The sequence below is a fragment of the Selenomonas sp. oral taxon 126 genome, assembly GCF_001683335.1.
Classification (GTDB): domain Bacteria; phylum Bacillota; class Negativicutes; order Selenomonadales; family Selenomonadaceae; genus Centipeda.
On the sequence record NZ_CP016201.1, the window covers coordinates 1,775,746 to 1,796,133 of the forward strand.

Here is a 20,388-nt window from a genome sequence, read left to right on the forward strand (position 1 = left end):
GCTTCGAGGAAGATGATGTCCGTGCGCTTTGCCGCATCGCCCTCGGCGAGCACAGCCGCCTGTCCAATCACGTGAGCGCCTGCCTTTTCGGCGAGATGGGAGAGTGCCGTCATCGAGCCGCCCGTGCTGATGACATCATCGAGGAGCAGCACCTTGCGCCCCGCAATCCGCTCGATGTCCGTGTTCATGAGGTAGAGGCGCTGCTTGCCCATCGTCGTGATTGACTCGTCCTCGACCCAGATGGGATCTTCCATGTATGCCTTGACGGATTTGCGCGCCGTGATGTAGTAGGGCATTCCGAGCTGACGCGCAAGCTCCGCCGCGAGGGGGATGCCCTTCGTCTCGGCGGTCATGATGATCTCTGTGTCGGCGGGAATCTTTTTCGCGAGTTCGCGCGCGCAGCTCTCGCACAGTTCGACGTCGCCAAGCATGATGAAGCCCGCGATGGCAAGGTTCTCGTTGAGGTTGAGGATCGTGAGTCTGCGCTCGCATCCCGCGACCGTGAGATCATAATATCGTTTTGCCATGATGCACCTAGAGTCCTTTCTCTGTGAGGACGAGTTCGAGCGCGTTGAGCACGTCGCTGATGTTGTCCTCGGTGATGATGAGCGGCGGCTGGAATGCCATGACGTTGCGTCCAATGCCGTTCTTGCCGACGATAAAGCCCCTGTTCTTGAGCTCCTCGAGCACCGCGTCCAGTTCAGCGGCGGCGGGGGACTTGTCCGCGTGGACGAATTCCGCGCCGACCATCAGCCCCAGTCCTCGGATGTCGCCGATGATGGGATGGCGTTTCTGAATCTCGCGCAGTCCCGCGCGCAGCTGCTTGCCACGCCGCTCGGCGTTGCCCATGAGGTCGTGTTCCTCGATGTAGCGGATGACCTCGAGCCCCGCCGTCGTGGAGACGGGGTTGCCGCCGAGGGTGGAGGCGCTGGGCTTCGTATAGGTATCCGCGACCTCGGGGGTCGCGATGAAGGCACTGATGGGGGCGCCGTTGCCGAGCGCCTTTGCGACGGTCATGATGTCGGGCGCAACGCCGAAATGCTCGATGGCGAACATCTTGCCCGTGCGCGCAAAGCCCGTCTGCACCTCGTCCGCGATGAAGAGTACGCCGTAGTGGTCGAGGATTTCCTTGACGCGCTTGAAGTAGTTCTTGGGCGGGACGATGATGCCCGCATTGCCCTGAATGCTCTCTGCAATGAATGCGGCAGGTCGCCCCGAGGTGGCACTCTTGATCGTCTCCTCGAGCTCGTAGGTGCAGTCAATGCCGCACTCCTCAGGGCTGTGCTTGTGTGGGCAGCGGTAGCAGTAGGGATTTTTGACAAAGTGGATGCCGCCGACGGGATTCGGGTCGGTGCGCCACATGGAGATGCCCGTGAGGCTCATCGTGAGCTTCGTGCGCCCGTGGAGACCGCCGCGCAGAGCGATGAACTCGCTGCTGCCCGTGGCAATCTGGGCGAGAAGTGCTGCACCCTCGTTCGCCTCTGTGCCCGTGGAGCAGAAGAACGACTTTTGCAGCCGCCCCGGCGTGATGCGCGCGAGCTGCTCGGCAAGGTTGACGAAGTTCTCTGTGAGGTAGATGTTGCAGACGTGCTGGAGCGTGTTCAGCTGCTCCGTGACGGCGGCGTTGATCGCGGGGTTGCAGTGCCCGCAGTTGATGACGGAGACGCCCGCAAAGCAGTCGAGATACCGTCTGCCCTCGCTGTCGTAGAGGTACTGCATCTCACCGCGCACGATCTGGCGCGGCTCGCTGTAGAAATGCCCGAGGCAGGGCATGATGTATTTCTTCTTCTTTTCCAGGATGGCAGCTGCGCCGATGTATCCGTTCTCGTTCGATGAGTCGATGTTCATGAAATACGCTTTCTATGGTGTTCAAATGGAATTGCGGCTCTGGCGGAAACGGTAGGTGCCGATCCCCAAGGGGCGCGGCGCAATCTCCGTGAGGCGGTCAAAGTCCTCCGCCCGATAGCCGTCACTGCCTGCAGCAAGGCGGTCAAGCGCGGCGCGGTAGATGCGGACAATCACCGCCGTCTGCTCCGCCGTGTAGTCCTGTGCCTCGATGCGGTATGAACCGAGTCCGCTGAATTTCTCAAGGTAGGGATAGAGCGCGAGATCCTTCGCAAAGTAGATGTGGTTGCGCCCGTACTGGTCGATGCGGATGGAGTGCACGCCGCCCGCCTCGTCGCGGAATGCATAGAGTCTGTCGAGTAGCTCCGGCGCGGCGAGGTCGCTGTAGTTCGGCAGGGACATCGCGGGGAAGTTGTAATCGCAGATCATCGACTCGTATGCGCCGTGGACGACCGCCTCGATGGGGAGGACGGCGTTCTCGACGATCTCGCGCAGCTGCTGAAAGGACAGCTCGTAGGAGGCGGTCGCCATCGTGAGTCCGTTCTCCTTGAGGAAGGTGACGGCGAGGTGGTTGAAGATGTTGAACGAATGATCCGCCTGCACGGGCAGCTTCGTGAGTGTGCGCGCGAGCTTCAGCGTGCCGAGGTTGCCGACCAGCAGACCGTCCACGCCGAGATCGTTCAGCGCGGCGAAGAACTGCTCGAGCTCGCCGCACTCACGCCGCATGGTCGTGCGCGGCGTGTTCACGACGACACGCGTGCGCCCCGCCGCATAGCGCACGATGTCCGCGTAGTCCGTGAGCTTCCACGGGCGGTGGGGGCGGAATGCCTCGCCGCCGACGTAGATCGTGTCCGCACCTGCGTCCACTGCCGCGCGCGCTGCCTCCACGGTGCCGACGCGCACGCTCAGATGGCGGCTCGGGGCATTCTCCTTTTCGATGGGGCACTCGGCGCGCAGCACCTCGTCGGCAAAGCCCGCCTCTTCGACTGCCTGACTGAAGAAGCGCGGCTCGCGCTCGCCCGTCATGCCAATGTCGACAGCGGTGGGTTGACCGAATGCGAACGTCGTCGTGTAGTCGCGCACGCGGTTCTCGTAGAGTGTGCGCCAGCCCTCCTCATCCGTTGTGTAGCCGTTCGGGTCGGCGATGTAGGTGTCGATCGCCTTGCGGTAGGTGGAGACGAGCCGTCCGATGAACTCGGGCGAGCGCATGCGCCCCTCGATTTTGAACGAATAGACCCCCGCCTGTATGAGCGCGGGGATGGAGCGGTACATGCACATATCCTTCAACGCGAGCTTGTAGGGGCCGGGGCTGTCCGCGTCGAGCACCTCGCCCGTATTTTCGTCGATCAGGGAGAACGGCCAGCGGCAGATCTTCATGCAGCGCCCGCGGTTGCCGCTCTGTCCGAAGAGCACGCCCGAGTGGATGCACTGTCCGCTCTCGGAGATGCACATGTCGCCGTGCATGAAGTACTCGACCTCAATGCCCGTGCGCGCGCGGAAGAGCGCCAGCTCGGAGAGCGTCATCTCCCTGCCGACGACAATGCGCGTGATGCCGTACTCCTTGAGCTTTTCGATCGCGTGCTCGTTGTGCGTGTTCATCATGACGGACGTGTGCAGGGGAACGGTGATGCCCATCTCGTGTACGAGCTCGAGCACGGCGAAATCCTGCACGAGGATCGCGTCGGGGCGAATCTCATCGAGATAGGCAAGGTAGTCGCGCAGCGCGGGCAGCTCCTCGTTGCTGATGAGGTTGTTGAGCGTGATATAGAGCTCCACGTCATGTGCGTGCGCATAGGCGACTGCCTCCTTCAGGCGCTCGTCATCAAAGTTGAAATCGCCCTCATGCAGGCGCATATTGAAATGTTTGCCGCCGAGATAGACGGCATCCGCACCTGCTGCAATGCCTGCGGTCATGGCGTCCCATGTGCCGGCGGGGGCAAGCAGCTCGACGGATTTACGGTGTAACAGCATGCTGAAAATACTCCTTCTGGATGGAGGCATTGTTGCTTCTGTTACGGAAGCCGCCTCCGCTATCGTTTATGATTATAGCAGGAAAAGTCGTTTCTTTCAAATGATGCGGCGGTACGCGAAACGATAATATTTTTCAAGTAATATATAAGGAAGTTTTTTCGTCGTTTGCCTTGTAAAAGAAATGCTTTTCGAGTATATTATATATAGATTTTATTGTCTATTCCAGTAATTATAAATTTTATCTAGTGTCGCTTCTTCCGGCATAATTTTTTTGCCTGACAATTATTGTTTCTGATTATTTATTTTTCCTATGTATTTATTTAATGCTTCAATTAAGGAGGTCTGTGTATGGGAGAGTTTGGAAGTCTGGGAATTTTTCTCGTGGTGGCGCTGCTGTTCCCCGTCATGGCGCTCGGTCCTGCGTTTCTCTTGCAGCCGAAGCAGCCGTCGCCGCAGAAATACATCCCCTACGAGTGCGGCGTCGACCCGATCGGCTCGCCGTATGTGCAGTTCCGCGCGGGGTATTTCCTCTACGCGCTGCTCTTCATTGTGTTTGACATCGAGACGGTGTTCCTCTATCCGTGGGCGGTGGAGTTCCAGATGCTCGGGCTGTTCGCGCTGCTCGAGATGTTCGTCTTCGTCGGGATTCTCGCACTCGGACTCGGCTATGCGTGGCGAAAGGGGGATCTCTCATGGAGATAGCGGATCGCGTTCCCGAAAGTCTGCGGCACAATGTCTTCGTGGTAAAACTCGATGAGCTCCTGCGCTGGGCACATGCCAGCTCCATCTGGCCGCTCTCCTCGGGGCTTGCTTGCTGTGCAATCGAAATGATGAGTACGGCAACAGCGAGGTTCGACCTCGCGCGCTTCGGCTACGAGGTGTTCCGCCCCTGTCCGCGTCAGGCGGATCTGCTCATCGTCGCGGGTACGCTGACGTGGAAGATGGCAGATCCGATTGTGCGCCTCTACGAGGAGATGCCCGAGCCCAAATATGTGATCGCAATGGGGGCGTGCACGATTGCGGGCGGCCCCTTTGCGGACTCCTATGCGGTCGTGCCGGGCGTGGATGAGATCCTGCCCGTGGATGTCTACATTCCGGGCTGCCCGCCGCGCCCCGAGGCGCTGATCGACGGGATGCTGAAGCTGCGTGAGAAGATTCTCCACCCCGAGCGCGTGGCGGCAGAGCGCGCGTACCGGGCAGAGCAGGCGGCAGCGAAGGCGGTGAACGCATGAGAAATGATTATTTATCTGCGGAGGCACTTGCCGGCATCAAGCTTGCCTTTCCGAATGCAGACTATGATGCAGAGACGGAGCGTCCCGTCCTCTATATCGGTGCGGACGAGCTGCTTGCACTCTTGGCGTTTCTGCGCGACGACAGCAATCTGCAGCTGACGCGTATGGAGAATGTGACGGCGGTCGACTGGAAGGATCGTTTCGAGATGGTCTACCATCTCTTTTCACCCGTGCATATGCACTGGCTGACGGTGAAGGTGACGCTGCCGCACGATGCGCCTGTTGTTCCATCGGCAACGGCAGTATTCCCCGGTGTGGAGTTCGAGGAGCGCGAGGTCTATGACCTCATGGGAATCACGTTCACGGGACATCCCGATCTCAGGCGCGTGTTCCACCGCGATGATTTCGTCGGGCACCCGCTGCGCAAGGACTTTGTCCCGCCGCCCCCGCCGAACATTCCGCGCATTCGGAAGGAGGGGTACTGATGGTCAGAAGCGAGACCTATACGCTCAACATGGGGCCGCAGCACCCCTCGACGCACGGTGTGCTGCAGGTGCAGCTGGAACTGGACGGCGAGCGCATTGTAAAGGCGACGCCGATCATGGGCTATCTGCATCGCGGCATCGAAAAGCTGCTCGAGGATCGGACGTATGTGCAGGGGCTGCCCTATACAGATCGCCTCGACTACATCTCTGCGATGAACAACAACTTCGGCTATGCGCTTGCGGTTGAGGAGCTCGCGGGCATCGAGACGACGCCGCGCGCGGAGTATATCCGCGTCATTATGGCGGAGCTGAACCGCATCAACAGTCACCTTATCTTCATCGGGACGCTTGCAAACGATCTCGGCGCGTCGACGGGCATGCTGTACTGCTTCCGCGACCGCGAGAAGATCCTCGACATCTTCAACCTCGTCTGCGGCGCGCGTCAGACCTTCCACTACATCCGCATCGGCGGTGTGAAGGAGGATCTCACGCCCGAGGCGGAGGTGCTGATCCGCGCATTTCTCGACGAGGTACCTGTATTCCTCGAGGAGTACAACAAGCTGCTGACGGGCAACGAAATCTTCGTCCGCCGCATTGTGGGCACGTCCCCGCTGACGACGGAGCAGGCGCTTTCCTTCAATATGACGGGGCCGAATCTGCGCGCAACGGGGCTTGCCTTCGACCTGCGCAAGGTGGACGGCTACAGCGTCTACGATGATTTTGACTTTGACATCCCCGTCGGCAAGAACGGCGACAACTGGGATCGCTATATGGTGAAGCTGAGTGAAATCGCCGAGAGTGCGAAGATTATCCGTCAGGCGATCGACGGTCTGCCCGAGGGCGACTACATGGCGAAGAAGGTGCCGAAGGTCATCAAGCCCCCGAAGGGCGAGGTGTTCAGCCGCACGGAGGGCACGCGCGGCGAGCTCGGCTTCTACATCGTCAGCGACGGCACGACGAAGCCCTACCGCATCCACATCCGCCGCCCCTCGTTCGTCAATATGCAGGGGCTCGACGCGATGTGTCGCGGCATGTTCATCGGTGACTCGGTCGCCGCGTATTCATCCATCGACCCGATCATGGGCGAAGTGGACTGCTGAGAAAGGAGGAAAATAATGGAACTTTCTTTCTTGGGAGCGATTGCGCTCACGCTGCGCGCTGCTGTTTACAGTGTTGTGCCGATCCCGTTTGTGGTTGACCTTGTCATGACCTTCGTCGGCATCGCAATCCTGCTCGGGATCATCTCGATGGCGGCGATTGTCTTTACCTATGCGGAGCGCAAGATCTGTGCGTTCATTCAAGTGCGCATTGGTCCGAACCGCGTCGGCGGACGCTTCGGTCTGCTTCAGCCGATTGCGGATATGCTGAAACTGATGAGCAAGGAGGACATCATGCCCGCCGGTGCGGACAAGGTGGTCTGGGCGCTCTCGCCCGCGCTGCTCTTCGTGCCTGCGGCGCTCGTCTATGCGTTCTTCCCGTTCGATGCGGGCGCGGTGCTCGCAGACGTGAACGTGGGTGTCTTCCTGCTGTTCGCCGTCTCGGGACAGGCGGTGCTGCCGTTCCTCATGGGCGGCTATGCGTCGAACAATAAATACTCGTTCATCGGCGGCATGCGCATCGTCGGGCAGATGCTCAGCTACGAGGCGCCGCTGCTCTTCTCGCTGCTCGGCGTTGTCATGCTGACCGGCTCGCTGCGTCTGGACGACATCGTGCAGATGCAGGCAAACAGCAGCTGGTTCATCTTCATGCAGCCGCTCGCGTTCATCATCTTTCTGATCGCGGCGGTCGCGGAGACGAACCGCACGCCGTTCGACCTCGTGGAGGGCGAGTCGGAGATCATCGCGGGGCCGTTCACGGAGTACTCGGGGATGCGCTGGGCGCTGTTCTTCCTCGCGGAGTACGCGAACCTCCTGACGGCGGCGATTCTCGCGACGACGTTCTTCCTCGGCGGCTACAGCGGCCCGTCGTTCCTGCCTGGCTTCGTCTGGTTCGGGCTGAAGGCGGTGCTCATGGTGCTGCTCATCATGTGGTTCCGCTGGACGTTCCCGCGCACGCGCGTGGATCAAATTCTCACCTTCGGCTGGAAGGTGCTCGTGCCACTCTCGATTCTCAACGTCTTCCTGACGGGGATCGGGATGTATCTCGTCGGTATTGTCTAAAGGAGGGGCTGCGATGTTTGGAAAAGGCCTCTTGACAGGCATGAGCGTCACGTGGAAGCATCTCTGGGGCAAGAAGGAGACCTTCTGCTACCCCGAGGAGAAACTTCCGATGACGGATAATTTCCGCGGGGGCAACCTCGCGATGGACTGGCGCGTCTGCATCGGCTGCTCGATGTGTGCGAACGCGTGCCCGAACAAGGCACTCGATCTTGAGATCGTGCAAGATGCAAAGAAAAAACGTCACATGAAGTCCTATGTGCACAAGTCCGGACGCTGTCTCTACTGCAATCTCTGCGTGGAGGTCTGCCCCGTGAATACGCTCGTCTGGGACAAGGACTACGCGATCTCCACATGGAGCAAGGAGACCATGACCCACGATGCGATGACGGACAAGGATCGCGCGGATCTGGAGGAATTCCTCGCGCAGGTCGAAGTCGAGGCGGCGGAGGAAAAGGCGAAGAAGGAAGCCGCTGCCAAGGCAAAGGCGGAGGCCGCCGCGAAGGCAAAAGCCGAGGCGGAGAAGGCGGCGGCGGAGAATCCGGAGACGGCTGAGAAAGCTGCTGCGAAGCCCGCAGAAAAACCTGCGGCAGCGAAAGCACCTGCCAAGGCAGAATCGAAGGAAGGAGGGACGGCATGAGTATCGTATTCTATTTTCTAGCGGCAGTGACGATCATCGGCGCACTCGGTGTCGTGCTGTCCCCGAACGTCGTGCACAGCGCGCTCTTCCTTGTGCTCTCCTTTATCGGTGTGGCCGCGATCTACTTCTATATCGGTGCGGAGTTCCTCGGCGCGGTGCAGCTGATGGTCTACAGCGGGGCGGTCGCCGTCCTCATCATCATGGCAATCATGCTGACGCGGCGCGACTCGATGGCGCAGTCGAACCCCTCGCAGAAGCTCTTTCGCCGCGTGGTGACGGGGCTGCTCGCGGGCGGGTTCTTCTTCCTCATGGGACTTGGCATCGTGCTCTCACCGCTGCCGGATGGGGCTCTTGCGACTCCGACAGGGGCGCAGGAGATTGCGCGGCTGATGCTCGGCACGTACGTCCTGCCGTTTGAGATCGTGGCGGTGCTGCTGCTCGTCGCGATGGTCGGGGCACTTGTCCTTGCGAGGGGAGGGGATACGGCATGATTGGACTGCCAGATTTGCTCTTTGTCGCCGCCGTGCTCTTCTGTATCGGACTTTACGGTCTGCTCACGCGGCGCGGCATCATCCCGATTCTCATGTGCGTGGAGCTGATGCTCAATGCGGTGAACATCAACCTCGTCGCATTCGACCGCTTCTATGCACACAATATGGAGGGACAGCTCATGGCACTCTTCTCGATTGCGGTCGCCGCGTCCGAGATCGCCGTCGGGCTTGCCCTCGCATTCCGCCTGTATCAGATCCGCTTCACGACGAATGTCGATGAACTGGATACGCTCAGAGACTAGGGGAGGGGAGAGATATGTTTACATTTGCACTCACGCATGCCTATCTGATCCCGCTCTTCCCCGCACTGGCATTTCTCATCATCGGACCGTTCACGCGGCAGGAAAAGAATCTCTCCGCAGCAATTGCGATTACGATGATGTCGCTCGCATTTGCGTTCTCCGTCTTTGTCGCGCTTGCCACCGTGAACTATCAGATCACGATGAACGATCCGTATGTGATGAAGACGCTCTGGGCACAGATCGGCGATGTGAAGCTGACGATGGGCGTGCTCATCGATCCGCTGACGGCGATGATGCTCGTCATTGTGACGCTGGTTTCGCTGCTGGTCTATATCTACTCCGTGAGCTATATGGAGCACGACGAGGGGATGGGGCGCTTCTTCGCGTTCATCTCGCTGTTCTCGGCAGCGATGCTCGGACTCGTCGTCTCGGTCAACTTCCTCCAGCTCTATGTCTTCTGGGAGGGCGTCGGACTCTGCTCCTACCTCCTCATCGGTTTCTACTATCACAAGGTATCCGCGCGCGAGGCGGCGAAAAAGGCGTTCATCACGACGCGCATCGGCGACTTCGGTATGCTCGTCGGCATCCTGCTCGTGCAGATGACCTTCGGCACGATGGACTTCATCGAGCTGCGCATGCTCGTGCCGCCGTACGTCCTCGTCGCGGGGACTGGCTTCCTGACGGTGATCGGACTCCTGCTCTTTATGGGGCCGATCGGAAAGTCGGGTCAGTTCCCGCTGCACGTCTGGCTGCTCGACGCGATGGAAGGCCCCACGCCGACCTCCGCGCTCATCCATGCGGCGACGATGGTCGCGGCGGGCGTATTCCTCGTCGCGCGTGCGTTCTTCATCTTCAGTGAGTCGCCGTTCGTGATGGATTTTATCGCGGGGCTCGGCGCATTCACCGCGCTCTTTGCAGCAATCATCGCCGTGACGCAGCGAAAGTTCAAATCCGTGCTCGCGTACTCGACCATCAGTCAGCTCGGCTACATGATGCTCGCCGTCGGTGTCGGGGCGTTCTCCGCGTCGATGTTCCACCTCATGACGCATGCCTTCTTCAAGGCGATGCTCTTCCTCTGTGCCGGTGCCGTCATGCACGCGCTCCACGATGAGACGGACATCACGAAGATGGGCGGCCTGTGGAAAAAGATGCCGCTCACCTTTGCCGCAATGCTCATCGGCGTCCTCGCCATCTCGGGCATCCCGCCGTTCTCGGGCTTCTTCTCAAAGGACGAGATCCTCGCGGCGGTCATGCACGCGAGCACCCCGCTCTACGTGATGGCAACCGTCACGTCCTTCCTCACGGCGTTCTACATGGCGCGCCTCCTCATCGTCGCATTCCTCGGCGAGAGCCGCAGCAAATATGAGGCGCACGAGGTCGACGCGTTCATGCGCTGGCCGATGATCATGCTCGCACTGCTCACGATTGTGAGCGGCATGTGGGGCTACTTCGGTGACTTTGCCGTCTGGATCAATGCGGGCGTACCGCATCATGCGCCGATTGACTGGACGGTCGCGGGGACGAGTACCGTGCTCGCGCTCATCGCGTTTGCGACGGCGTACCAGATCTACGGACGGCACAGCCTGCGCGCGGCAATGCGCGCGCGGAGCTTCGGCTTCCTCTATCGCGTCATTTACAACAAGTTCTACATTGACGAGCTGTACGGCTATTTCCGCGAGCGGCTCGTCTACGGCACAGCGCTTGTGCTCCGATGGGTCGATGAGAAGATCTTCGACAACATCATGATCGGCCTCGGTGCGTATGCGCTCGCGACGAGCGACCTGCTCACGGAGTCCGCGAACGGACAGGCACAGCGGTACGTTGTCGTGTTCTATACGGGCGTTCTGATTCTTCTGTGCTATGCCCTCTACTGGGCGGTTCAGATCATCGCCTACTGGGGAGGTGCTTTCCGATGATGACGTTTCCGATTCTCTCGGTTATCCTCCTGACCCCGCTTGTGGCGGCGCTCATCATTGCACTGCTGCCGGGGCGGCTGCACGACACCATTCGTCAGCTCTCGGCGCTCGCGATGATGGTCGCGACCATCCTCACGCTCTTTGTCTACGCGGACTATGATATGGCGCGCGGCGGGATGCAGTACACGGAGTATATCCCGTGGATCACGGATCTCGGCGTCGCTTACTCTCTGGGCGTTGACGGAATCTCGCTGCCCATGCTGCTCCTATCGAGTGTCGTGGGACTTGCCGCAATCTACAGCTCGTGGAATATAGAGAAGCGTGTGAAGGAGTATTTTGTGCTCCTCCTCATCGTCATTGCGGGCGTGTCGGGGGCATTCCTCGTGCGTGACCTCTTCTTCTTCCTCGTACTCTGTGAGATGGTCGTCATTCCAGCGTACCTGATGGTGCTCATCTGGGGCTCGTCGGAGCGCGTGAGCAAAGAGCACGCGGCGATGAAGATGACGATCTTCCTCCTTGTCGGCTCGGCATTCATGCTGCTCGGTGTGCTCCTCCTGTATGTGAGCGCGTACGAGTCGGGGATGCGCACGTTCGATTTCGAGGCACTTGCTGCTGCCGCACTCATGGGACATATCTCGTGGGAGGTGCAGATCACGGCATTCTTCCTCCTGCTCGTCGGCTTCGGCTCGCATCTCTCAATGTTCCCGTTTCACATCTGGTCACCCGATGGCTATGCAGGCGCCCCGACGGCAATCTCGATGATCAACGCGGGCGTGCTGAAAAAGATCGGGGGCTACGCGCTCATCCGTATCGGCTTCTTTATCCTGCCGCTCGGTGCAAAGTTCTGGGCACCCGTGATCGCCGTGCTTGCGATGATCAACGTCATCTATGCGTCCTACATTGCACTCGCGCAGCGCGACATCAAGTATATGATTGCGTATTCATCGGTTTCCCACATGGGCTACGTCCTGCTCGGCTTTGCGGCGCTGAACGTCGTGAGTGTGAGCGGTGCGGTTGCCTACATGGTGGCGCACGGCATTATGCTCGCGCTCTTCTTCTCGCAGGTCGGCTATGTCTATGAGAAGACGGAGCTGCGCAGCGTCGGCGACCTCTGGGGACTGGCACATCATATGCCGCACATCACGGTCGGCTTTATGCTCGCGGGGCTCTGCTCGCTCGGGCTGCCGGGGCTGATCGGCTTTATCCCGGAGTTCACGATCTTCGTCGGCATCATCGAGGTCTATCCCGTGATTGCCGTGATTGCCGTCTCGGGCATCATCTTCACGGCATTCTATGTCCTGCGCATGCTCGCACGCGTGCTCTTCGGGCCGCGTGTGGAACGCTTTGCGAAATTCCCCGATGAGCGCAGGATCGACATCGTGCCGCTTGTCGTGCTCGGTGTGTTCCTCGTTGGATTCGGTGTGTTCCCTGGACTGCTCATGAATGTCGTGGATACGGGGGTTGCCCCGCTCGCGCCGCTCTTTGAACTGATTCAGGATGCGCCGACAATCTTAGGAGGTGGGCACTGATGCTGCAAGCGATGAATTTTACCGCGATCTCCGTGGAGATCGGAATCGCCGCACTGATGGCGGTGGTGCTCGTTACCGATCTCGTCCTCAAAAAGGACGCGCCGCGCTGCCCCGTGGTCTGGCTGACCGTTGCAGGGCTTCTCGGTGTGCTCGCGCTTGCCGTGGGCATGTACCCGCCCGATGGCGGTGCGACCGCATTCTATGCAGGTCTTTACATCGTGGACGGCTACTCCGTATTCTTCAAGATCCTCTTCATCATCGGGATTCTCTCGACTGTCATCTTTGCGGCGGACTACGTGGAGCAGACGCTTCGCCACAAGGGCGAGTTCTATCTGCTCCTGCTCTCGGCGCTGCTCGGCATGTGCGTCCTCGCCTCGGCGAACGACCTGATGACGGCGTTCGTCGGGCTGGAACTCATGACGATTTCGTTCTACGCGCTCGTCGCCATCCGTACGGATTCACCATTTTCGGCGGAGGCGGGCATCAAGTACCTCGTCTTTGGCTCCGGCTCGACAGCGGTGCTGCTCTACGGCATGAGTCTCGTCTACGGCATGACGGGGACGATGGTGTTTCAGGAGATTGCACAGGGGCTTGGGCTGGTCTTTTCACTCGGGCTGATCGGCGTGGTCTTTATCCTTGCCGGTTTCTTCTTCAAACTCTCGATCATCCCGTTCCATCTCTGGGCGCCGGATGTATATGAAGGCGCACCCGCACCAGTGACGGCACTTCTTGCCATGTGCTCGAAGGCGGCGGGCATTGCGATCCTGCTGCGCGTCCTCTTCGTCGCATTTCCCGCACTCTCGGCGTACTGGGCGCATCTGCTCGCGATTTTCGCGGCGGTCTCGATGGTCGGCGGCAACCTCATGGCGTTCCGCCAGACGAATATCAAGCGCATGCTTGCCTACTCGTCGATTGCACAGGCAGGCTACATGATGACCGCGATGGTCGCGACGAACGCGGCGGGCATCAAGGCGGTGCTCTTCTATACGATGGTCTACGTCTTTGCAAATGTCGGCGCGTTTGTCACAGTATCCTACCTTGAGACGAAACGCGGCGGCGCGGACTTTAGGAGTGTGCGCGGACTTGCGAAGGACTCCCTGCTGCCGGCGGGCATCCTGATGGTCGCACTCCTCACGATGGCGGGCATCCCCCCGACGGCGGGCTTCGTCGGGAAGATCTACATCTTCTCGGCAGCGATTGATGCGGGCTATCTCTGGCTCGCGGGTGTCGGCTTCGTCATGTCGATGATGTCCGTCTACTACTACCTGCTCGTCATCAAGGAGATGTTCCGCGATGTCGAGGAGGGGGAGAAGGTCGCAGAGGAGCATCTGCGGTTGCCGCTTCCCGCGAGTGCGATGGGCGTCGTCGCCGTCGCCTTCTCGCTCATCATCGGCGTCTGGGCAGAGCCTCTCTCGATCTTCAGCAACATTGCGGTCTATACGTTTATGAGATAAAGGAATCGCTGATAAAATGCAGTCTGTCAGGTTGGTGGAGAATTTTTGTCCTGCCAAGGAAACAAACCGGACGCATAGCCGCCCGCTATGTGGAGGATTTGTTGACACAGGCAGGGCGAAAAGGATGCGCCAAGATGGCAGTGCTGAATTTATCAGTGCTTCCTAAAGCAATTGAAACGGGGCTGCTGCACGAAAAGAATGTGCAGCAGCCCCATTTTTAATTGCTTTACTGTGTCTGTTTAGAAGGTCATGCGTACGCCGCCGCGCCAGATGCGGCCGTCGTAGGCAAGTGCGTCGCTCTCCTTGTCGAAGATGTTGTCGACGCCGAGGTAGGCGCTGAACTGCTCGTTGAACTTCTTGGTGACAACGAAGTTCGTGAGTGCGAGAGCCGCGTCCTTATAAACGGTGCGCCTGCCGACCTGCTCCGCATAGCGATAGCCGGCGGTCCAGTCCTGCCAGAGCGTCGCGTTCCAACCGTGCCGCTGGTCATCGTAGCTGAGCTGGAGGCTTGCCTTGTGGCGGGCGCGTCCCGTCAGGCGCGTGTTGGTCTTATCGTCCTGCGCGTCGAGGTAGGTATAGAGTCCACGCAGGGCGAAACCACTGCCGAGATCCTGCTTTGCCTCAAGCTCGACGCCCTGAATCGTGGCGCTGTCGATGTTCTGATAGGTACCGGTTGAGAGGATAGCAGGCGGCGGGGGACCGGGGATGACGGTATTGACTACGTTGACGTTGATCAAGTCTTCCACCTTGTTGTGGAAGTACGTGAGCTTACCGAAGGTCTTGCCACGCTCGCCCTCGATTCCAAGGTCGAAGTTCAGCGCCTTTTCGGGCTTCAAATCGGGATTTCCAACAATATGGACATTTATTTTTCGAGCCGGTGTATGCCGCCAGTCAAAGTAGAGTTCGCTCGCGGTTGGGGCACGGTAGGCACTGCCGACGTTCGCTTTGAAGCGTAGCCCCTTGTTTATTTTGTAGGTTGTGCCGAGCTTTCCCGTCACCTCGCTGCCGAATACGTCGCTGTGATCCCAGCGCACAGACGGGATGATCGTCCAGCGCGGGCTGGCGAGCCACTCATCCTGCACATAAAGTGCGGCAAAATCCATCGAGCTGTCGCCGAGCTGATTGGTCACACCCTCAAGCGTTGTTGTCATGGAGCCTTTGATGCGTGTACTTTCATAGTCCTCCTTGCGGTATTCGCCGCCGACGGTCATCAGGTGGTTTGGAGCGAGCTGTATGGAACGCCTGCCGTCAAAGATCAGCGAATTGTACGTCATATCGTCAAAGCTGCTGAGTGCGCTGTCGGCACGTTTTCTTGTCCGCTGGTTTTTGTCGAAATAGGTATAGTATACCTGCATCTCATAGTCGCCGCGGTTGTCGCGTCCCGAATACTTTGCGCCCGTCGTGATGCGGTCATGGTCGTAGGTTGTTTTCTGCGTGGCAGAGTCCTTCATATCGAGGTCTTCCTTCAGATAATCAAAGAAGACATCGAGATGTTTGTCCTTTGTTATCTCCATACGGCCGTCGATGTTGAAGAAATACTTCTTACCGTACATATTGCTGATGCTGTCCGTGCCGCGCTCCCGCACGCCTATGTGCTTGAAGCTTGTGCTGAATGCCCATTTGCCCACCTTGCCGGAGTCGAGGCGGAGGCCTTGATCGTTCTGGCGCGTTGTCCAGTCGAGCGTAACAGAGGTCTGCGCCTCGGCGGGGCGCTTCCGAATGACGTTGATGACGCCGCCGAGCGCTTCTGAGCCATAGAGGGAGCTGACCGCGCCGCGCACGATCTCGATCCGTTCCACGTCGTCCATGTTGACGCGCTGCAGCTCATAGTAGTTCATCGTCTCACTCGTGTTCTCCGTACGGACACGGCGCCCGTCGATGAGGATGAGCGTCTGGTTCGTGTTCATGCCGCGGAGGGCGGAGCGATTGCCGACCATTGCGTTTTCCTGTATGTCGATGCCGAGCGCGAGCTTCAGTGCCTGTGCGAGGCTCTCTGCACCCATTTTGTCAATGTCTGCGCGTGTGATGACCTCGACGGCGCTCGGGGTCTCCTTGACCTCCTGCTCTGTGCGGGACGCTGTGACAATGACTTTATCTGTAACGACAGATGTTCCACCATCGCGAGCGGCTGCGCAGGCGGGCACGGTTACTGTACTCAGTACGGCTGCGGTCAGAAGAATGCTCTTCCGTGTGTGCTTGTGTGACATTGTTCTATCTCCTATCACTATATATCAAACATGGCGTGTGCAAAAACTTCACGTGCGAAATTTTTGCACATCGCCGCTGCCGCCTCGTTTTGCTCTCCTGAAAGCACGTCTTTTTCCTTTGTCAATCACTCCCTTCACTGCGGCGTTGGATACATGATATCCGCGATCGTCTGGAGTGCATCCGCGGCGCGGACGCCGGGATTCACGGCGAAGAGTTCGTACGGGAGTACATAGACACGCCCGTTCTTTACAGCGTCGACATCTGCCCATGCCTCGCTCTCCTGCAGGTCGCGGCGCATCTTGGGTTCGAGCGTCTCTGCGGGACCGTGCACGATGATGAAGATCACGGCGGGATTCTCGCGCGCGACGAACTCCATGGAGAGCGGCAGATAACCGCCGTCCCCCTCTGCCCGGTCGGCAATATTGCCGCCGCCGAGCATGTCGATCAGACCGCCGGTAAAGCATTTCGATGTGCCCATGTTAAAGCTGTCGGGCGAACCAAAGACGAGGAGATTCTTTGGCGGTGTGCGACCCTCCGCGCGCGTCTTTACAGCATCGAGTTTCTCCTGAATCACTGCTGCCTGTGTACGCGCGTCCTCTTCATGTCCTGTGAGTTTTCCATAGAAATCAAGTGTGGAGAGCAGGGAAGGGACGTCGTCGAGCGCCTGTATGTAGAGCGGTACGCCGGCATTGCCGAGTGTCTCCACAAGCCCCGTATGGAAGGGGACGTTCGTGCCGATGACGAGATCGGGCTGCAGCGCGAGGATCTTCTCAATGTCGGGCTGGTGTATGATGCCGACCTCCTCTGCGGCTGCCGTCTTTTCCTTGACCGTCTCCGAGAGCGTCTGCGACGTCGGCTTTCCAACGATGTTGTCGGCGCCGCCCGCTGCGACGTAGAGGTCGAGGTTCGACGGGTTGAGGATGACAACGCGCTGCGGATGTGACGGAAGTGTGACCGTGCGTCCCGTGCTGTCCGTCACCGTGCGTTCCTTTGGCTCCGGCGGTGCCTGTGCCGAAGGCCAAAGGAGAAAGATGGCAGCTGCCGCGAGGCAGAGAAATGCTGCAATGATACCGATTTTTCGCATAAACACCTCCGAAAGTGATAACTTTCTAAAGTAATTCTCTGAGATTTCGGCGCTCAATGTTCGTGTGCTCTCCGGGCAACGCGCTCCGGGAGGCAGAGTTTCGTGTGCCGCCCAGCGATCTCAACATCGCTGACGCGGCTCTCGACACCGTAGAGATCACGCACAAGTTCGCGCGTGAAGACGTCGTTTGGGGATCCGTCCGCGATGATCTTGCCCGCATGAACGGCAATGAGACGTTCACCATAGCGCACGGCTTGGTTGAGGTCGTGCAGAACCATAATGACGGTGAGACCGAGTGTTTCGTGGAGATTTTCCACAAGCTCCATGAGCGCAAGCTGATGGCGGATGTCGAGATACGTAGTTGGCTCGTCGAGGAGGAGCGCCTCCGGCTGCTGTGCAAGTGCCATCGCAAGACGCGCACGCTGACGTTCGCCGCCGGAGAGCGCGCGGATTGGGCGCATGGCGAGGGGCTCCATGCCTGTTCGTGCCAATGCCTCACGACATATTTCCTCGTCCTCTTTGGAGAACATGTCCCAGAATTTTCGATGCGGCAGGCGTCCCATGCGAACGAGGTCGAGTACTGTAATATCGCCGGGCGGTTCTGCACTCTGGGGCAGGAAGGCGATCTTCTGTGCAATATCCCGTTCGCTTTTTCTCCATATATCTGTTCCCAGGAACTCAATTGTCCCGCTGTGCGGCTTGAGGAGGCGGGCAAGCGCCTTTAGAAGTGTCGACTTGCCTGAGCCGTTGGGGCCGATGATTGCAGCGATCTCCGCGCGGTGTATGGAGACATCGACCGCATGTATGATCTCCGTGCTCCCGTAGCTGAGCGAAAGAGCGTGTGCCCGCAGCAGTTCTTCCATAACGTCACTCCCTTCGCATGCTCTTTTTGAGCAGGTAGAGGAAGAACGGCGCGCCTAGAAAGGACATGAATACGCCGACCGGAACTTCGACCGGTGCAAAAGCGACGCGTGCCGCAGCATCCGCACCGGCGACAAGCGCTGCCCCCCAGAGTGCTGACGCCGGCAGGAGCCAGTCAAAGTCAGAGCCGGTCAAGAGGCGCACGATATGCGGAACGACGAGTCCAACAAAGCCGAGCATGCCTGCAGCACTGACAGCGGATGCGGCGAGCAACGCGGCAAGCACGAGGAGGATAAGGCGGGCGCGTGCGACATTGACGCCGAGGCTCCGTGCCGTCTCCTCGCCGAGCTGCAGGGCGTTCAGCCAGCGACTGCCGAGTAGCGCTCCGGCAATACCGATGAGTGTGTAGGGGAGAACCATCTCCGCATGACTCCAGCTCCGCCCTGCAAAACCTCCTGCCATCCAGTTCACCGTACCCTGCACGCGATCGGAGTAGAACACCATCAGGGCAGTCATCGCTCCGCCGAAGAATGCGGCGATGGCAACACCTGCGAGTACCATGCGCATTGGATGCACGCCGTTTTCCCATGAGAGGGCAAAGACGAGCGCTACGGCAATCATCGCTCCAATGAAGGCGCCGAGTGGGACGAACTTCGTCTCGGCAGGCAGTAGGATCATGATGCACATGGCGGCAAGTCCAGCGCCTGCGGAGACACCGATGATGCCCGGATCGGCGAGCGGATTTTTCAGAATGCCCTGCAGGATACAGCCCGCGAGTGCGAGATTGATGCCTGTGAGAGCCCCCGTGACGATGCGCGGTAGCCGAATATGATACAGGATGCGGTAGTCTTCTGGCGTTCCGTTTCCGAGAAGTGTCGGAAGAATATCATGCGGGGCGATCTCGACCGCGCCCAATGAGGCACTCGCAAGCAGTGCACCGATGAGCGCGAGGAAGCCGACGCCAAGTGCCAGCCGCCGCCGCAGTGTACGCGGATGAATGTCTGTGGAGAAATTTTTTTTCGATGCTTCCATAGAATCTCCATTTATAAGAATATGAAATATAAAATTATTATCAATAAAGATATAAAAGAAAAAGGGGGATCGCCCCCTTTTTCTACAATCAACAGCAGCGAAAATTATAATCATTCCCTCATGTGCTAGTTCGTAGAATACATTATTGTGTTTGTCTTGTCAACTCAAAATTTATGCCGAATATCAAAGCCTGCCCCGCCGCAGCGGGGAAGGGGCGTTTGTAACGATTCATCTAATCATAAAGACAGGGGCAGTTGTACGAAGTTTTTTAGCTTCGTGCAACTGCCCCTGTGATGTTATCGTTTGACTTTCGTCAGCAGGTTTGTGTACCGGAATGTTCGTTATTTCATCTCATCCATAATGGAGTCGTCGCCGCCCTTGAAGAACATGTAGCGCGCGAGGTCTTCCTGGAACTTGCCGACATCGGCGGGCACCCATTTGCCGGTATTCTTGTCCTTCTTGACCTCGACCTCAAACGACTGCTGTCCTGCGACTTTTGCAGCCTTCAGTTGGTCGGAGAAGATCTTCAGATACACGTCACCGAGCTTGGAAAGAGCTGACGTATCATCCGAATCCATCGCCTTTTCCATTTCTTTTTCGAGCATCTGCATAGAGCTCGTCATCACAGATGTGAACTCGATGTAGTCGGTCGTGACTTTGACCTTCGCCGAGTTGTCGCTCTTGGACACGTCCTCGGTCTTGATCTTCAGCTCCTTGAGCTTGTCACCCATGACCTTCTGGGCAGCTTCGCTTCCTTCCTTGCTGGCTTCGAGACTCTTCCCCAACTCTTGAATAAAGATCTCGTTGATGGGCTTTGCGCCATCGCCCGTCAGTTTGAAATCCTTCATTGCGGCGGCATCGCCGTGGCCGATTCCCTCTGCGAGGGCTTGGACATCGACGCTCGGATCGTTCCCGCCGCAGCCCATGAGGGCGACGCTCGTAAAGAGAGCAAAGCAGAGGGCGAGCAGAACCTTACTGAGTGAACGGATTTGCATAACACTTCCTCCTTATAGCTGAAATACACGGAAACTGAGGGGGGTATCCTCTTTTCCTCCAAAAAGCTCTTCCTATATTCTATCACAGTCAGAAAAAAAGTGTACTGTCATAAATGACAGGTTTTACGAAAAAATTTGAAAAAATTATGGATCCACTGATAAAATGAAGTCCGTCAGATTGGCGTAG

Annotated in this window: 20 protein-coding genes; 12 read left to right on the plus strand and 8 right to left on the minus strand. The window is 58.5% G+C overall.

The features are described 5' to 3' along the window. From AXF19_RS13865 to AXF19_RS08000, 3 genes are all read right to left on the minus strand, one after another. Nucleotides 1–527, minus strand: a 527-nt coding sequence (locus AXF19_RS13865) for a phosphoribosyltransferase family protein (RefSeq protein ID WP_084784875.1), incomplete at its 3' end; no start/stop codon positions are given. A 7-nt stretch (nt 528–534) separates the two neighbouring features. Further along, nucleotides 535–1,848 carry an aspartate aminotransferase family protein gene (locus tag AXF19_RS07995; protein WP_066847340.1) on the minus strand — a complete coding sequence of 438 codons (1,314 nt, stop codon included), beginning with the start codon at nt 1,846–1,848 and terminating at the stop codon, nt 535–537. A gap of 21 nt (nt 1,849–1,869) precedes the next feature. Beyond that, nucleotides 1,870–3,816, minus strand: a complete 1,947-nt coding sequence (locus tag AXF19_RS08000; protein WP_066847343.1) for a peptidase U32 family protein — start codon at nt 3,814–3,816, stop codon at nt 1,870–1,872. Nucleotides 3,817–4,164: 348 nt separating this feature from the next. On the opposite strand from AXF19_RS08000, the gene AXF19_RS08005 reads away from it, so the two are divergent. From AXF19_RS08005 to AXF19_RS15735, 12 genes are all read left to right on the plus strand, one after another. Further along, the gene (locus AXF19_RS08005; RefSeq protein ID WP_066847346.1) at nt 4,165–4,518 is read left to right on the plus strand and encodes an NADH-quinone oxidoreductase subunit A; all 354 of its coding nucleotides are present in this window, start codon (nt 4,165–4,167) and stop codon (nt 4,516–4,518) included. After that, entirely contained in the window at nt 4,509–5,048 is a 540-nt protein-coding gene (locus tag AXF19_RS08010) for an NADH-quinone oxidoreductase subunit B (RefSeq protein ID WP_066847349.1), read from the plus strand. Before AXF19_RS08005 ends, AXF19_RS08010 begins: the two co-directional genes overlap by 10 nt. After that, nucleotides 5,045–5,533: an NADH-quinone oxidoreductase subunit C gene (locus tag AXF19_RS08015; RefSeq protein WP_066847352.1), complete on the plus strand. Its 489-nt coding sequence runs from the start codon at nt 5,045–5,047 to the stop codon at nt 5,531–5,533. The genes AXF19_RS08010 and AXF19_RS08015 overlap by 4 nt, the downstream gene beginning before the upstream one ends. After that, nucleotides 5,533–6,633, plus strand: a complete 1,101-nt coding sequence (locus AXF19_RS08020; RefSeq protein ID WP_066847355.1) for an NADH-quinone oxidoreductase subunit D — start codon at nt 5,533–5,535, stop codon at nt 6,631–6,633. Before AXF19_RS08015 ends, AXF19_RS08020 begins: the two co-directional genes overlap by 1 nt. A gap of 15 nt (nt 6,634–6,648) precedes the next feature. Then, nucleotides 6,649–7,692: an NADH-quinone oxidoreductase subunit NuoH gene (gene nuoH / locus AXF19_RS08025; RefSeq protein ID WP_066847357.1), complete on the plus strand. Its 1,044-nt coding sequence runs from the start codon at nt 6,649–6,651 to the stop codon at nt 7,690–7,692. A 13-nt stretch (nt 7,693–7,705) separates the two neighbouring features. Then, on the plus strand, nt 7,706–8,329 hold the full coding sequence (locus AXF19_RS08030) for a 4Fe-4S dicluster domain-containing protein (RefSeq protein ID WP_066847361.1): 624 nt from the start codon (nt 7,706–7,708) through the stop codon (nt 8,327–8,329). Continuing rightward, the gene (locus AXF19_RS08035) at nt 8,326–8,820 is read left to right on the plus strand and encodes an NADH-quinone oxidoreductase subunit J family protein (protein ID WP_066847377.1); all 495 of its coding nucleotides are present in this window, start codon (nt 8,326–8,328) and stop codon (nt 8,818–8,820) included. The genes AXF19_RS08030 and AXF19_RS08035 overlap by 4 nt, the downstream gene beginning before the upstream one ends. Further along, nucleotides 8,817–9,122: an NADH-quinone oxidoreductase subunit NuoK gene (gene nuoK / locus AXF19_RS08040; protein ID WP_066847389.1), complete on the plus strand. Its 306-nt coding sequence runs from the start codon at nt 8,817–8,819 to the stop codon at nt 9,120–9,122. Before AXF19_RS08035 ends, nuoK begins: the two co-directional genes overlap by 4 nt. 14 nt (nt 9,123–9,136) lie before the next feature. Beyond that, on the plus strand, nt 9,137–11,038 hold the full coding sequence (gene nuoL / locus AXF19_RS08045; RefSeq protein WP_066847391.1) for an NADH-quinone oxidoreductase subunit L: 1,902 nt from the start codon (nt 9,137–9,139) through the stop codon (nt 11,036–11,038). Continuing rightward, nucleotides 11,035–12,567 (plus strand): complex I subunit 4 family protein, encoded by a 1,533-nt coding sequence (locus AXF19_RS08050; protein ID WP_066847394.1) that lies wholly within the window; start codon nt 11,035–11,037, stop codon nt 12,565–12,567. Before nuoL ends, AXF19_RS08050 begins: the two co-directional genes overlap by 4 nt. Further along, nucleotides 12,567–14,021: an NADH-quinone oxidoreductase subunit N gene (locus tag AXF19_RS08055; RefSeq protein WP_066847396.1), complete on the plus strand. Its 1,455-nt coding sequence runs from the start codon at nt 12,567–12,569 to the stop codon at nt 14,019–14,021. Before AXF19_RS08050 ends, AXF19_RS08055 begins: the two co-directional genes overlap by 1 nt. 89 nt (nt 14,022–14,110) lie before the next feature. Continuing rightward, nucleotides 14,111–14,242: a hypothetical protein gene (locus AXF19_RS15735; RefSeq protein ID WP_257759438.1), complete on the plus strand. Its 132-nt coding sequence runs from the start codon at nt 14,111–14,113 to the stop codon at nt 14,240–14,242. 18 nt (nt 14,243–14,260) lie between these two features. Here the strand turns inward: AXF19_RS15735 and AXF19_RS08060 are convergent, their stop codons facing one another. The 5 genes from AXF19_RS08060 to AXF19_RS08080 all read right to left on the minus strand — a co-directional run bounded on the left by AXF19_RS08060 (nt 14,261) and on the right by AXF19_RS08080 (nt 20,201). Further along, complete coding sequence (locus AXF19_RS08060; protein WP_066847398.1) at nt 14,261–16,228, minus strand: TonB-dependent receptor plug domain-containing protein; 1,968 nt, start codon at nt 16,226–16,228, stop codon at nt 14,261–14,263. A 134-nt stretch (nt 16,229–16,362) separates the two neighbouring features. Beyond that, complete coding sequence (locus tag AXF19_RS08065; protein ID WP_066847400.1) at nt 16,363–17,313, minus strand: ABC transporter substrate-binding protein; 951 nt, start codon at nt 17,311–17,313, stop codon at nt 16,363–16,365. Between the two features lie 53 nt (nt 17,314–17,366). After that, complete coding sequence (locus AXF19_RS08070; RefSeq protein WP_066847402.1) at nt 17,367–18,176, minus strand: ABC transporter ATP-binding protein; 810 nt, start codon at nt 18,174–18,176, stop codon at nt 17,367–17,369. 4 nt (nt 18,177–18,180) lie between these two features. After that, nucleotides 18,181–19,206, minus strand: a complete 1,026-nt coding sequence (locus tag AXF19_RS08075) for a FecCD family ABC transporter permease (RefSeq protein WP_066847403.1) — start codon at nt 19,204–19,206, stop codon at nt 18,181–18,183. A 341-nt stretch (nt 19,207–19,547) separates the two neighbouring features. Beyond that, entirely contained in the window at nt 19,548–20,201 is a 654-nt protein-coding gene (locus tag AXF19_RS08080) for a hypothetical protein (RefSeq protein WP_066847406.1), read from the minus strand. Nucleotides 20,202–20,388 lie beyond the last annotated feature (187 nt).

Coding starts and splice junctions, on each gene's coding strand:
- AXF19_RS07995 (WP_066847340.1), bottom strand. CDS start 1,848: ATGAACATCGACTCATCGAACGAGAACGGATACATCGGCGCAGCTGCC.
- AXF19_RS08000 (WP_066847343.1), bottom strand. CDS start 3,816: ATGCTGTTACACCGTAAATCCGTCGAGCTGCTTGCCCCCGCCGGCACA.
- AXF19_RS08005 (WP_066847346.1), top strand. CDS start 4,165: ATGGGAGAGTTTGGAAGTCTGGGAATTTTTCTCGTGGTGGCGCTGCTG.
- AXF19_RS08010 (WP_066847349.1), top strand. CDS start 4,509: ATGGAGATAGCGGATCGCGTTCCCGAAAGTCTGCGGCACAATGTCTTC.
- AXF19_RS08015 (WP_066847352.1), top strand. CDS start 5,045: ATGAGAAATGATTATTTATCTGCGGAGGCACTTGCCGGCATCAAGCTT.
- AXF19_RS08020 (WP_066847355.1), top strand. CDS start 5,533: ATGGTCAGAAGCGAGACCTATACGCTCAACATGGGGCCGCAGCACCCC.
- nuoH (WP_066847357.1), top strand. CDS start 6,649: ATGGAACTTTCTTTCTTGGGAGCGATTGCGCTCACGCTGCGCGCTGCT.
- AXF19_RS08030 (WP_066847361.1), top strand. CDS start 7,706: ATGTTTGGAAAAGGCCTCTTGACAGGCATGAGCGTCACGTGGAAGCAT.
- AXF19_RS08035 (WP_066847377.1), top strand. CDS start 8,326: ATGAGTATCGTATTCTATTTTCTAGCGGCAGTGACGATCATCGGCGCA.
- nuoK (WP_066847389.1), top strand. CDS start 8,817: ATGATTGGACTGCCAGATTTGCTCTTTGTCGCCGCCGTGCTCTTCTGT.
- nuoL (WP_066847391.1), top strand. CDS start 9,137: ATGTTTACATTTGCACTCACGCATGCCTATCTGATCCCGCTCTTCCCC.
- AXF19_RS08050 (WP_066847394.1), top strand. CDS start 11,035: ATGATGACGTTTCCGATTCTCTCGGTTATCCTCCTGACCCCGCTTGTG.
- AXF19_RS08055 (WP_066847396.1), top strand. CDS start 12,567: ATGCTGCAAGCGATGAATTTTACCGCGATCTCCGTGGAGATCGGAATC.
- AXF19_RS08060 (WP_066847398.1), bottom strand. CDS start 16,228: ATGTCACACAAGCACACACGGAAGAGCATTCTTCTGACCGCAGCCGTA.
- AXF19_RS08065 (WP_066847400.1), bottom strand. CDS start 17,313: ATGCGAAAAATCGGTATCATTGCAGCATTTCTCTGCCTCGCGGCAGCT.
- AXF19_RS08070 (WP_066847402.1), bottom strand. CDS start 18,176: ATGGAAGAACTGCTGCGGGCACACGCTCTTTCGCTCAGCTACGGGAGC.
- AXF19_RS08075 (WP_066847403.1), bottom strand. CDS start 19,206: ATGGAAGCATCGAAAAAAAATTTCTCCACAGACATTCATCCGCGTACA.
- AXF19_RS08080 (WP_066847406.1), bottom strand. CDS start 20,201: ATGCAAATCCGTTCACTCAGTAAGGTTCTGCTCGCCCTCTGCTTTGCT.